The following is a 12,641-nucleotide window of genomic DNA, read 5'->3' as shown; positions in this document are numbered from 1 at the left end:
GGTCACTAAGACCTAAATATTTCGGCGCGTTAACAAAGCGGTTATGTAGCGGATTGCAAATCCGTCTAGTCCGGTTCGACTCCGGAACGCGCCTCCAATATTTAAGCCCGGGTGGTGAAATCGGTAGACACAAGGGATTTAAAATCCCTCGGCGTTCGCGCTGTGCGGGTTCAAGTCCCGCCCCGGGCACCATTGATTTAAAAAGAATTAAAACAAGCACTTATGTGCAATGTCGTAGACCGCCGAAAGGCGGTTTTTTTGTGCCTGAAAAATAGCAAGTGGCGGCAAAATGGCAGCATTGATTTTAGGCATGAAAAAGCGGCCAAGAATTTAGCCGCTTTTGTTAAGTCGGATTGAACAATCTAATCAGGCGGTTGGTATGCCTGGTTTTGCTGCGATTGACTTCGGTTTTGATGCAGGCTCGCTGGATATGGAAATTACCCTCGGTGGGTGGGATGTTGGCTTGTTGAAAACGTGGGGTGTCTCCATTGCGTACGGTATGCAAATACGCTTTGCAGGTTCGAATCAGAATGAAGCCACGGGCGAGCGATGCCGTGTGAAATCCAGACGCGTGGTCAGTTTACCGTTCTTAACTCTGGCTCTGCAAAAAGCGGGTGAAGATATGGCACATAAATACCCCCTGAAAAATACCTACTTCAAGCTGACGAGCAGCGGTTAAGAGGTCATGGAAGTGGATGTGTTGAACATGATTTATAAAGTGACCAGTGTTGATATGCTAGAAAAACACTGTGCTACGTTGGACTATAACTGGAAATTTCTACCATGACTGAGAAACAAAATAACGTCGTCGTTCTGCAAAAATCGATTACGCGTAAAGGCGGTGATGTAAAAGAAGCCACGATCATTGGTGCATAAGCAGGCCGGATCGCTGCATGGGCTGAAGGTCTACGATGTGATTGCGTCCGATGTTGATAGCCTACTGACGTTGCTCCCGAGAGTCATCCATCCTTGCGTTGACGAAAGAAGAACTTACCATGACGGATACATGAGATTTTTGCCAATTCTCCAATGCGGTGACAGCTTTTTTTGCAACCCTCTTCCCCAGCGAACGAGGCGGGCACGGTAACCGATCACGTATAGGGCTTTTATCATGATGATTCTGGATATGTTCGTTTTCATGCAGCAGACTGCGCCGTACCAATCCCTAAGCCATGACAGCAACTGGCGACATGTTAAAATGACTTAGTCGGTAAATCCCCACGTTATCAGTATATCGTCACGGGGAAAGATAAAATCACACTTGCCGGTGAGTTGTGCCCGGAAATAATCGGTGATGACGTGTCATTAAACGTGCTGCAAACGATGGTCTACACAGGAAAAGTCTGGCCGCTGATCGAAGATACGGGTAACATCTACGGTATGTACGTAATTACCAACATCAATGAAACCCGTTCCGAGTTTTTTAACGACGATAAGGTGTGGCATATCTCATTTACGCTGAGTTTGGAACGGGTTTAGCGAGGATTTGCGGGAAATGCTGAGTGATACGGATGCCAGCTTATCCTGATGACACTGCCATTTTTAACTGCTCTCACTGACAATAGGTTATAAATAGACCGAAAAACCTAGAAATTTTGATAATCACCTAAAGAAATTAAAAAAGATACCGATAACAGCGGCTCACTGAAAATTATACAGGGATAGCAATATGGAAAACCCCTCAATCCAAAATGGATTAAATAACAATCAACTACATGGCTTGACTATTTTTAGGTTTATTGCAGCCTTTTATGTCTTCATTTTTCATTGTCAAATTAGATATCCTCTTGATGTACCAAATTTTATTACGAGAGCACTAAATAATGGTGCGATTGGTATGTCATTTTTTTTCGTTCTATCAGGTTTCGTTATGGCTTGGTCTGCCAGAAATGGCATACGAGGTGATTATTTAAGGGCGAGAATTTCAAGGATTTACCCAGCATATATTTTAATGGGGATTATTTCATTACCTTTTTTGTTTGATATTGAAAATGAAAAATTAATACCATCTTTAGTTTTGTATTTTTCCGGGATGCAATCATGGATACCTGACTCTTTCTCTTCTTGGCACTTTATTGGATCTTGGTCTGTGTCCACTGAGCTTTTTTTCTATATGGTTTTTCCTTTAATTCTTCCATTAATTAATAAAAATCCGAAGTTATCATTACTAATAGCATATGTTATCACTTCACTAATTATCCCATTTTCAATGGTGTTTAGCGGTTCAAGTAATATGCCATATTTTTATATAAGTCCAATACACAGGCTACCAGAGTTCATCATTGGGATAGCACTTGGCGTTATGTATACGAATGGTTTTAAATTGACTATAAAAAAATATCAATTATTGCTGGCTGCTTTATCTTTGTTGATATTACTTTTTGTATCTCCAATAAGCAACGATGGTTACATGAAAAGAAATTTCGCCACAGTATTAGCAACTGCCTCTTTGGTTTTTGTTTTTGCTTGCTCAAAGGTTGAAATGAATGTTTTTACGCGGCCATTTATTTGGCTAGGTAAGATAAGTTACTCTTTTTATCTTATGCAAATACCAATAATATTGTTTTTTTTAAAATACCCAAATATTTTTTTAGGGATGGAAAACTATCAAGTCTGGGTGGTTTTCGGTGCGTTAAACCTTATAATGGCGACGATATCTTATTATTTTGTTGAGGAAAAATTTATAGTGAAAATTAAGAAGAAATCCTTTGCTTAAAAGAAATTCCTTGCTTAAAAAATGAGGGCGTTTCAGTACGATTCGCCCTCGCATTACATTAATTTTCTTTTTTTTTGATATAATATCAGGCACATGAATCGTGAATATTTCTCTTGGACTGTAACAGATTTAACTCCTTCCGTTTTATTTTCAATATAAAGCTATTCGCCCTTTTTCTTCGAATGTTGAGTGCTCATCTATATTGTGACTCTAATGAAAAATAATGTACCGAAAATTAGCCATATTCAGATATTGATTACCTATTCTACAGGTTTTAAATGATGCGGAAAAAGATGGCGCATACTGTTCAGTTACACTGTGCTGGCGTTCAATGCTGGTTGTAAATAATAGGGATGCGTGACATCGTTTTGTATAAAAAACGTCATCGGGTTAATTGCAAAATCCCCTTCGATAGGCATCCTCCCTCAGCAGCGATGCATTTAACCGGAAACCTAATTTTTATTATATCGATAAATATGCCGTGTCTCCTACTATTCACTTTATTGAGTTTGACTATGACCACTCTGATTTATCTGCTGTAGCTAAGGTGTTGGTTACGGAAAATAAAAATAACACGCTGCAAACCAGCCAGCTTACAGGCTCGACGCTGTGACAGAACCGTCGCGTCACACATCACTACCACCGCCTCCCCTCTTCTAGTCTATTGTCAGTACTTTCGCCCCAGAGCCACCTGAAGCGCCTCCTTATCCAGCATGGCTTCGGCAAGCAGCTTCTTCAGGCAAGCGTTCTTTTCTTCGAGATTTTTCAAGTGCTTAAATTCTGGCACTTCCATACCGCCAAACTTTTACGCCATGTGTACAAGGTGGTGTCTGAGATGGCGTGCTTACGGTAAAGTTCACAGGCTGAAACTCGCGGAGAATACTGATGATCTGTTCGTCGGAAAACGCTTCTTCATGGGATGGGGGGCTTATATTGTTTATGAAGGCATTACTAACATCAGGGTATGTTAATCAAGTGGGAGCAGGTCATAACTCCTCAAACAAAACTCAGAGGATATATTAAGAATATCTGGGCTAATACTGGACTCTCTACGATACGTACAAAACGACGAGAAATTCAGAAAGAAACGGTCGTAATAATTATTACCCTATCTGGTCCTGCTTGGGTGGGGCTTTTGTCCCGTATTACCACGGTTTTAATGGCATAAAGGACAGTTGATATAAATATATTCTGAGCTGGAAACCCAAGGCTGTGTTTACAGATCCTCATTTATTCAGTGAACTTCATCGGGACGTTTATTTTTTAATCTGAGCTTGTTCAACCACGAGTCGTTCCACGGCACCAGCGCGGAGCGTAGCAAGCTGCTGGAGTAGTCCTTTGGCATCCACCATCGGATGCGGCTGGCCGGGTCGACGCACTTTTAACTGATTTTGCACCTCAATTTGCCCATTGCTGAAAGGATGCGCGGTAAGGCGTATGGTAACTGGGTGTGAGGTGTCTTTCACCATTGCTCTGATACGATCGATGCTACGGATATAGGCCTCAACCTGCTGCGGGCCGTCGATAGCATTTAGCCCCAATCCGCGAATAGTCATCGCGTGATAGGTGTTCTTTCCCTCTTTGACATCCAGTGCATAGGATGTGGTTCCCCAAGTGTGGCCGGGAGTGTGATAGGCATAAAAGGTGGAATCACCGACCTTCAGCACGCTACCCTCTTTAACCTGAATGTCCGTGGCTGCTGGTGCAGGCATAACTCAGGCGTCGGCTCTCCCTTGTGATTTTGCCGCATCTGCCTGTGCTTCCTGCCAGCCTTCCGTAGACATGACGAAACGCGCGTTGGTTAACTGCTTGAGTTTAGATACACCACCAACATGATCAAAATGTCCGTGCGTCAGCAGTACCATTTTGATATCTGCCGGGTCGATGCCGACTTTCTTTATGTTCTCGATAAGCTGGTCCGTAAATTCACCGTACAGCGTATCAATCAGCACTGATCCTTCGCTGGTTTTAATGAGCCATGCCGAAACCCAGCAAATGCCGACATAGTAAACATTATCAAAGGCCTTGTAGGGCTCGACAGTCTGGGCTTTTGCATCATTCAGCCAGCGTCCAAGTTCCGCCGGCATTTTTCCGCTGCTTCGAAATTGCTCAAAAAGCTGGTTGATGGTTGAGGATGGTCCGCATCCTGTCAGTGCGGGAGTCGTGGTGCTTTTGGTGTTGGCATCTTGCACAGGGGAGGTATGAGCCATCGCGGCCGTACCACAGCAAAGCAAGAAAAGAGCCAGAGGTGTAATACATTGGTTTTTCATTCTTTATCTCTTGTCCGGATAGTAAAACCCAGACTATAGTTGCAGAATTCGGACGAATAAATGGCGTTAATGCAAACTAATGTTGCATATTTCGAACAATAGGATGGGTTATAGATCGCTTTGTTGCCATGCAGGTATTTGTGGATGTGGTTGAACTCGGGAGCCTTACGGCCGCTGCAAACAAACTGGATATCTCGCGGGCCATGGCTACGCGCTATATTGCGTCGCTGGAAAAAGCCTTTGGCGTTCGGTTATTGCATCGCTCCAGTCGCAGTTTGGGGCTGACGAGTGCCGGTAGCGAGATTTTGTCCTACTGTCGACAAATTTTAACGTTGAATGATGACATTGGAGCGGCCCTTGAAAGTCGAAATCAGGAACCTAATGGTCTAATCCGGGTTGCTAGCAGCATTTCATTTGGTCAATCCTATCTGGCCGATGCACTGAGGCGCTACGTTGCCAAATATCCTAAGGTGGCTATCGAAATGGTGCTGAAGGATGCGTCAGTAAATTTGGTGGAGCAACGGATTGATCTGGCTATTCATGTAGGTGACAAGCTCGAACCGAGTGCGATTTCGCGTCAGCTGACCCTTTGTGCTTCTGTCGTTTGTGCGGCTCCCGATTATCTGGCGCGCAACGGAACGCCCCTGCGGCCAGACGATCTCAGGCAACACAACTGCTTGTACCATACTCGCTTTGGCAATGTTTGGCGCTTTCAAGCTCCGTCAGCTAACGGTACAGATCTGATGATGGATGAAGTGGACGTCACAGGCAATTTTGCAGCGAATGACAGCATGGTACTTCTGCACACTGCACTTGTGGGAGAGGGCATCGTGCACTTGCCTGCTTTTACGACGGATCCTTACCTTCGTACCGGCGCACTGGTTCGCATTTTGGCGGACTACTCACTGCCGGAGTTGGGTGTCTATGCGTTATACAGTTCACGCAAATACTTACCCTCCAGTACGCGTACGTTACTGGATTTTTTACTTGCTGACTTGGCGGGCGATAAGGTTAATGACGCTAAGGTGTCGCCCATACCTCTATAACAGGTGTGTTTATTGTCATTACGCGAGTTGTTGACCTTGTTCCGCCATTTCTTTTATACGCTCTTGTACTTTGAGATCTAACGCCATGCGTTCTTCTAATGGCATTGCCTCATATTGCTCCTTGGATATTCCCATGGATGCAAGTACGGAGAAAAATAATCTTTCTTCATGAGACATGGAGACCCAGTCCATAAATTCCTGCGCTGCTTTCGAACGCTGGGGCTCAACTTTAGCGCTGGGTTCATGTCTGGAGATCTGTCCGCTATCCTTTGCCTTCTCAAGTGCCATTTTGAAAGTATCTTCATCTGGCGCAATAGCGTGCTTACTGGACTGGGCAAATAAAAGATTAGCCCCCTGAATATCCGATGCGATCATAGGTACTCTCCTTAGTTAGACAGGATAGATACTCACACAGTCTGAAGGGATGTTATCGGGAAGATACCACGTGGATATATGTTTAATTCATATGATGAGTTGTGGTGCTGGAAGACGGTTGAGAGAGTAAAGGGCAAATAGATGTGGTGCAAAGCGATGCTTTACGTCGTCGTTAAGAAACGACGACAAATATCGACGCGGTGATGGCTAAATTTTTATCTGATTTTTCGGCATAAAAATTTATCTTTTATCACGCCATCAAAGAAGCGACCTTTAGAGACGACAGCGTCAGAAATAAATTTTTTATAGATAGATTCTGGTACGCCAACATATTGATAGATCTCTTTATTATGAAATTCTATCTCAAGGTTATGCGTCTTTGGATCGTACCCAATGGAATAAATTCGTGACGATGAAACCTGCTGTCGCTGCAATGCTCGTTCCTCCCCTGCGTAAATAAGATCAAACTATCAAAGATTCACGGCATGATGCATTGTCGACGATCATGCTTATTTATTGAATATGTATCAAATTTCTGGCGGGTTGGTTAGTAAAATCGATGGTTTATCGTTTTTATGCTGTGAATTTGTTCAATGGTGGGGGAATCCATCTGTTTGATTAGCGGGAGGATGCAAACCTGCGATGAAGAATAGCGGGCTATTCTTTTTCGACTGTGGACAGACGCGCAGGTTTGCAACAAGGTAAAGAGTTATTCTTCCGGCGCGTATTCGATCCTGTTTCTGCCGTTGGCCTTGGCCTGATAGAGCGCATCGTCTGCCGCCTTTATCAGACATTCATAATCTGGATGACCACCATACACGGCGATGCCTGCGCTGATGGTCATTGTAACGCTTTCACCGTTTTGGAGATAAATCGGGTGATCCTGAATTTTTTTTCTCAGCCGCTCGATGATGGTGTAGGCGGCAACTTTGGGCGTTTCAATCAGTACGATCATAAATTCTTCCCCGCCGTAACGGAAAACATAGTCGCTGTTCCGCGTGCTTTCATAGAGCACTTCTGCAATCCTTTTCAGGATGTTATCGCCAGCCGCATGGCCATATGTGTCATTGACGGTTTTAAAATGGTCAATATCAATCATGGCAATGCTGAGCGGGGTACTTGAGTGCATTGCCAGCGATATTTCATGCCGAAGAATGGTTGGCAGGAAGCGACGGTTTAGCAGAAGGGTCAAGGTATCCTTACCGCTTTCCAGTTTTTGGACTTCGTCAAATAGCGATCCCAGCAGCATATTTATTTTATAAATCTTGCTTCTGACAGCTTTAAGTAGCGGAGCGTAATCCTGCTGGGTCAGTAGTGCCGTCGTGCTATAGCCGCGAATATACTCATCCGTTTCCGTCATGATCGAGGCGATAGTGCGTATCCCCTGAATGTTACTGAAACTGGATTTCCCCTTGTGGTTAAACCACAGCCCGAACTCTGAATCACTCAGGTCCTGGATACTGGAAAGAGGTGTACCCGTAGCAACGCTGAAAATAAAGGCATTTTCCCAGTTTAGTAGTGATGCGTTCTGACGCTCTCTCTCCATACTGGCATTTTCCAGAATGGAAAATAGCCGATAGGATTCTTCATTTTTGGCCGCGAGATCGTGCGATTGAGAATAGGTTTTACTCATGATTTCTATGGCGATATCCATAGAGATAGAGGCAAAACGCATGGCATCAAAACACAGTGCTTTATCTTCGGCAACCAGTGCGATGTCTTCATAAAGGTGCCATTTTAGACGTCGGGCTCCGCGCTCAACCAGATCGACAGGAATACCAATACGCGCATGAATCTGGCCAATTTTCTTTTGATGATTAATCAGGTCAGCCAGATGTTCCCCGGTATTCGTTAGAATATCTACTATCCATTTGCTCATCGATCCATGGAGGCGATCGTGGACTTGCTGGCTGGAAAGAAAAAGGGAGGCTTCCTGATCTTTGAGCATGTAAGAGTAGAACTCGTCAGCAAAGTCGGACGCTTTCTGATCGGAGAGGGTTCGCAGTAGATTAAAAGATTTCTGTGAGGTTGTGGCTATCAATTGCATCCATTCTGATGTTATGACTTGATTGTAGTCCAACTCACCGTTATCTCTCTGTTCATTAACGTTCAATAGTTCGTTCAACTTTTAATCTCTTTTGCGAATATGTCGGATGTACTAGGATAGAAACGATCAATTTTTTGCCTGAATAATCGATATTTAATGACAGAGAGGGTCAATATGGCGTTGTTAAAAACAAATAAAATTAATCATTTCATACAGGTACTATTACTACCGTAGTTGCAAATGATAATGCTGTTTTTTTGATGTTAGAAGCTATTTTGAGATAAATTTATGAAAGTTAATGATCTGGTTACAGTTAAAACCGATGGGAAAACGCGCCGTGAAGGGACGATTCTGGCTGTGGAAACGTTTCAGGAAGGGATAATGTATTTAGTTGCATTAAAAGATTACCCAGCCGGTATCTGGTTTTTCAATGAGGCTGACAGTAAAGATGGTACGTTTGTTGAGCCAAAGACGTTGCCGGAAAAAGAGTAAAAGGAAGATATCGGTAGACGAGCATTGTCCGTGTGAACAATGCTCGCAATGATACCCGTCATACTGTTAGAACGTTTCCCAGTTACCGTTTTCCGTATTGGCTTGGCGGGGGAGGGCGAGTGAGGAACGGTCCTTCGCGGCCAGAGCGTTCGGCCGGGTAGGGGTTGACGGTGAGCCTGATAAATGTCCGGATAGCTTAAATGTCGCAACGGCACGGGTCAACAGCGCGGCTTGCTCTTCCAGTGATGCGGCTGCTGCACTGGCTTCCTGAACAAGCGCAGCATTCTGCTGTGTCACGCTATCCATTTCAGATATCGCCTGGCCGACCTGAGTGATTCCCCGGCTTTGTTCGTCAGACGCAGAGGCAATCTCACCCATGATGTCAGTAACGTTAGTCACGGCATCGACGATTTCTTTCATGGTTTGACCCGCATTATCAACCAGAACAGAACCACTATTGACCAGGTTGACTGATTCGGAAATCAGCGTTTCTATCTCTTTTGCGGCTTGCGCACTACGCTGTGCGAGGCTACGAACTTCACTGGCGACGACGGCAAAACCGCGTCCCTGTTCTCCCGCTCTGGCCGCTTCAACCGCCGCATTTAGCGCAAGGATATTAGTCTGGAATGCAATGCTGTTAATGACATTGGTAATTTCAGAGATTTTCTTTGAACTACCCGAAATACTGTTCATCGTGTTGACGACGTTTGCAACAATATCGCCACCCTGTTTGGCTTTTCCAGAAGCATTCGCTGCGAGCTGGCTTGCGTGATGCGCGTTTTCTGAGTTTTGCTTCACGGTTGCAGTCAATTGCTCCATGCTTGCCGCGGTCTGTTCAAGCGCTGCGGCTTGCTGTTCGGTTCGCGAGGAAAGGTCTGTGTTACCGGATGAAATCTCCGTCGAACCTTGATAAATCGAATCGGCACTTTCCCGGACGGTAGTGACGGTGGTGACCAGAGAAGACTGCATTTGCTGAACATTGCTGGCTAGCGTACCGATTTCATTCCTGCCATAACGTTCTGACATTTGAGTCAAATCGCCTTGCGCAATTCGCTGAATTCTCATAACCAACTGATTCATTGGTTTGATGAGAATGCCTCTCAGAAGGAAGAACGTCAGAAGGGTTAAAACGGTCGCCAGAGCAAAGCTGCCTCCCATCAACGAATACCCGAGTAGCGCGTTTTTATGCGCAGTTTCGTTTAATTCTTTCGCTCTTTGCGTGCGGTAAGCGACAGCCTCTAACAAATATTTGTTATAGGCCAAATCCAAAACCCGAGTTTCTTCAGATTCAAGCGTAATGACCTCTTCAAACAGCCCCTGTTTTGCAGCAGTAAGCATCAACATAAGGCCTTGATTGACATAAGCGTCATAGGATTTGCGCAGATCGCCGTCCAACGCCATATCCTGCGGTGTTTTAACCGGGCGCTCTTCATAGACCATGAATGCTTTTTTTGACTGTTCCAGCCGCTGTTCAGCTTGCTTCAGGTTGTCATTGAAGACCTGAGAATCACCAATACGCGCAGCCGCAGCGGCCTGAATTAGCAACAGACGCGCAGTACGAAGGTGGTTGGAACTGTTTGAGATCCCCATGCGGGTATCGATTTCTTGTGTAACGTCGTCTAATGACTGATTGCTGCTTTGTAGAAAATAGCTGGATGTGCCGATAGATGCTGCAAATAACAGCATGATACCACCCAGAATAATGACGAATAAGGGAACTAGCCGTAAATTGCTCAGCATGCCGGCCTCGGCGTGCTGCTCAGACCTTGAAGTTATTTTCATATCCATTCGCTCATTCTCAGGAATTTATGATTTACCATGCCACTAGTGGTGGCATTGGCGTTTAGGTTTTAATGTCTACATTAATGACAATCCATTAGCTAAACAACCAATGTAAAAGATAATCGGCATATATTGAGAAACCTTAATCAAATTCGGTGCGATCCCGATCACGTTTTTAACTCTTTAAAAAGAAAAGAGAAATACGTGATGCGAAATCATACAGAATGATAATAAAAAATAAAGAGTCTGGTTTCCTAACTTTATTTGTCTGGGGTTCAACGCTATTATGTCGAATCTATCTTCGGAGGAATTTTTCTTGGAAAAGCGTCCGCATTTTTTTTCTGATAAAAAAATTGTTTTTTTTATCGCCACATTATGCTGTTTGCTCTGGGGAAGTGCTTATCCGGCAATTAAAAATGGTTATGAACTGTTTCACATTGCAGATAATGATATTCCTGGAAAACTCGTTTTCGCAGGCTACCGATTCGCGTTCGCCGGGCTGTTGCTGCTAGCGCTTGCCGTGCTAAGTGGACGGTCTATCGGGCGCTTCCAGCGTGGGCAGTTAGTCCAGCTAAGCATTCTGGGAACATTCCAGACATCACTGCAGTACGTTTTTTTCTATATCGGTCTGGCTTATACCACGGGCGTTAAAGGTTCGATCATGAATGCAACCAGTACTTTTTTCAGCGTGCTGCTTGCTCATTATTTATACCAGAATGATAAATTAAATATCAATAAGCTAACTGGCTGTATATTAGGCTTTGTCGGTGTGATGGTCGTTAATATCAACAGTAACGGAATGAGCATCGGTTTTACGCTGTTGGGTGATGGGTTCGTTGTTATTGCAGCCTTTATTTTGTCAGCATCTACTATATATGGTAAGCGAATATCGCAAACGATGGATCCAACGGTGATGACCGGTTATCAACTGGCTATTGGCGGGATCATTTTAACGATATCGGGATACTGTACAGGTGGAACACTCATCATACCGGATTGGAAAGCGGTACTGATGCTGGGCTATCTTATTTTGCTCTCATCAGTCGCTTTTTCATTATGGAGCCAACTGCTGAAATACAATCGAGTCGGTATGGTTGCGCCATTTAATTTCCTCATCCCGGTATCTGGCACGCTGCTGTCAGCGCTGTTCCTTAATGAAAGTATCCTAGAGTGGAAATATTTCTTTGCACTCGTCCTGGTGTGTTCAGGTATTTGGCTGGTTAACCGAGTTGTGAAAAGCGATCGGTAGATGCCTCGGTCATCTAACCCAGCTAGCGCCCTGAAGACACGGTCTGTAGCGTGAAATTTGAGAGCAGAACGATTTCACGCTACAGCATCTGCAATCAATCCCAGTAGCTCACCAATTTCTTTAATATCAATGCAATATCTTCTTCCTTACATTTTCCTGTCATATCTATATGTTTTGTTGTCGTTGCAGCAGTGCTCTGGCAGAAGAGAGATAAATTTTGCTTCAGAACATGCGGTTAAGAGTTTTTTGGGTAAAAAGTGTAAGTTTTTCGTGAAAGGTATAAACTTACATAACGGTGTGCGTTTTAGATGCAATGGATTTTTTGTATATCTATCACTTACATAGCAAGCAAATCGTTTCTTTTTTATTATTTTCAAGGATCTTTTTTGTAACGTTTCGTGCGCGTTTTTGGCGTAAAAATAGGCACAAAAGTGATCTGACCAGACAAGGTTTGGCTCATAATGCTTTCATTTATGTGATCTGTATCACATAATGACCAAAATCCTTCTTCAGTCGCGTTGTATGTGCTACGGATTAGGCGGTACAGTTGCGCTGTTTTAGGATTAATCCTATGCTTTAGTTGGAGCGGGTCTCCAGGATGGGACTAAAAAGCAACGGATGAACGGATTCGCAGCGTGATGCGTAAAGTTGGCAAGTAACGATT

The 12,641-nt window shown here is 44.1% G+C and carries 9 protein-coding genes, 2 tRNA genes and 3 pseudogenes; 8 read left to right on the top strand and 6 right to left on the bottom strand.

Annotation, left to right across the window (positions count from 1 at the left end; genetic code table 11):
* The first annotated feature begins 23 nt into the window (after positions 1-23).
* The 5 genes and pseudogenes from R9X49_RS10025 to R9X49_RS10005 all read left to right on the top strand — a co-directional run bounded on the left by R9X49_RS10025 (position 24) and on the right by R9X49_RS10005 (position 2,716).
* Positions 24-97, top strand: a tRNA-Cys gene (locus R9X49_RS10025).
* An 8-nt stretch (positions 98-105) separates the two neighbouring features.
* Positions 106-192 (top strand) — tRNA-Leu (locus R9X49_RS10020).
* Between the two features lie 148 nt (positions 193-340).
* A pseudogene (locus tag R9X49_RS10015) lies at positions 341-787 on the top strand (phage major tail tube protein).
* 446 nt (positions 788-1,233) lie between these two features.
* The gene (locus R9X49_RS23165; RefSeq protein ID WP_413775887.1) at positions 1,234-1,479 is read left to right on the top strand and encodes a phage tail protein; all 246 of its coding nucleotides are present in this window, start codon (positions 1,234-1,236) and stop codon (positions 1,477-1,479) included.
* 190 nt (positions 1,480-1,669) lie between these two features.
* Complete coding sequence (locus R9X49_RS10005; protein ID WP_319848225.1) at positions 1,670-2,716, top strand: acyltransferase; 1,047 nt, start codon at positions 1,670-1,672, stop codon at positions 2,714-2,716.
* A gap of 580 nt (positions 2,717-3,296) precedes the next feature.
* Here R9X49_RS10005 and R9X49_RS10000 read toward each other — a convergent pair.
* Positions 3,297-3,648, bottom strand: a pseudogene (locus R9X49_RS10000) (transposase); the annotation flags it as partial.
* 324 nt (positions 3,649-3,972) lie between these two features.
* Positions 3,973-4,986 (bottom strand): annotated as a pseudogene (gene blaCAR / locus R9X49_RS09995) (CAR family subclass B3 metallo-beta-lactamase).
* Positions 4,987-5,114: 128 nt separating this feature from the next.
* On the opposite strand from blaCAR, the gene R9X49_RS09990 reads away from it, so the two are divergent.
* Positions 5,115-6,032, top strand: a complete 918-nt coding sequence (locus R9X49_RS09990; protein WP_319848224.1) for a LysR family transcriptional regulator — start codon at positions 5,115-5,117, stop codon at positions 6,030-6,032.
* An 18-nt stretch (positions 6,033-6,050) separates the two neighbouring features.
* Here R9X49_RS09990 and R9X49_RS09985 read toward each other — a convergent pair whose 3' ends face one another.
* From R9X49_RS09985 to R9X49_RS09975, 3 genes are all read right to left on the bottom strand, one after another.
* A complete protein-coding gene (locus tag R9X49_RS09985) occupies positions 6,051-6,407 on the bottom strand; it encodes a hypothetical protein (RefSeq protein WP_319848223.1) in 357 nt (118 codons plus the stop codon).
* Positions 6,408-6,622: 215 nt separating this feature from the next.
* The gene (locus tag R9X49_RS09980) at positions 6,623-6,841 is read right to left on the bottom strand and encodes a KTSC domain-containing protein (RefSeq protein ID WP_180742553.1); all 219 of its coding nucleotides are present in this window, start codon (positions 6,839-6,841) and stop codon (positions 6,623-6,625) included.
* A gap of 275 nt (positions 6,842-7,116) precedes the next feature.
* Positions 7,117-8,532, bottom strand: a complete 1,416-nt coding sequence (locus tag R9X49_RS09975) for a diguanylate cyclase (RefSeq protein WP_319848222.1) — start codon at positions 8,530-8,532, stop codon at positions 7,117-7,119.
* Positions 8,533-8,742: 210 nt separating this feature from the next.
* On the opposite strand from R9X49_RS09975, the gene dsrB reads away from it, so the two are divergent.
* The gene (dsrB, locus tag R9X49_RS09970; protein WP_319848221.1) at positions 8,743-8,946 is read left to right on the top strand and encodes a protein DsrB; all 204 of its coding nucleotides are present in this window, start codon (positions 8,743-8,745) and stop codon (positions 8,944-8,946) included.
* Between the two features lie 66 nt (positions 8,947-9,012).
* Here the strand turns inward: dsrB and R9X49_RS09965 are convergent, their stop codons facing one another.
* The gene (locus R9X49_RS09965; protein ID WP_319848220.1) at positions 9,013-10,734 is read right to left on the bottom strand and encodes a methyl-accepting chemotaxis protein; all 1,722 of its coding nucleotides are present in this window, start codon (positions 10,732-10,734) and stop codon (positions 9,013-9,015) included.
* 310 nt (positions 10,735-11,044) lie between these two features.
* Here R9X49_RS09965 and R9X49_RS09960 point away from each other — a divergent pair, with 310 nt between their 5' ends.
* Positions 11,045-11,977 carry a DMT family transporter gene (locus tag R9X49_RS09960; protein ID WP_319848219.1) on the top strand — a complete coding sequence of 311 codons (933 nt, stop codon included), beginning with the start codon at positions 11,045-11,047 and terminating at the stop codon, positions 11,975-11,977.
* Positions 11,978-12,641 lie beyond the last annotated feature (664 nt).

It is taken from the genome of Pectobacterium carotovorum (assembly GCF_033898505.1).
Lineage (GTDB): Bacteria > Pseudomonadota > Gammaproteobacteria > Enterobacterales > Enterobacteriaceae > Pectobacterium > Pectobacterium carotovorum_J.
This window is presented reverse-complemented; position numbering and strand designations above follow the sequence as displayed.

Coding starts and splice junctions, on each gene's coding strand:
- R9X49_RS09985 (WP_319848223.1), bottom strand. CDS start 6,407: ATGATCGCATCGGATATTCAGGGGGCTAATCTTTTATTTGCCCAGTCC.
- R9X49_RS09990 (WP_319848224.1), top strand. CDS start 5,115: ATGCAGGTATTTGTGGATGTGGTTGAACTCGGGAGCCTTACGGCCGCT.
- R9X49_RS10005 (WP_319848225.1), top strand. CDS start 1,670: ATGGAAAACCCCTCAATCCAAAATGGATTAAATAACAATCAACTACAT.
- R9X49_RS09965 (WP_319848220.1), bottom strand. CDS start 10,734: ATGGATATGAAAATAACTTCAAGGTCTGAGCAGCACGCCGAGGCCGGC.
- dsrB (WP_319848221.1), top strand. CDS start 8,743: ATGAAAGTTAATGATCTGGTTACAGTTAAAACCGATGGGAAAACGCGC.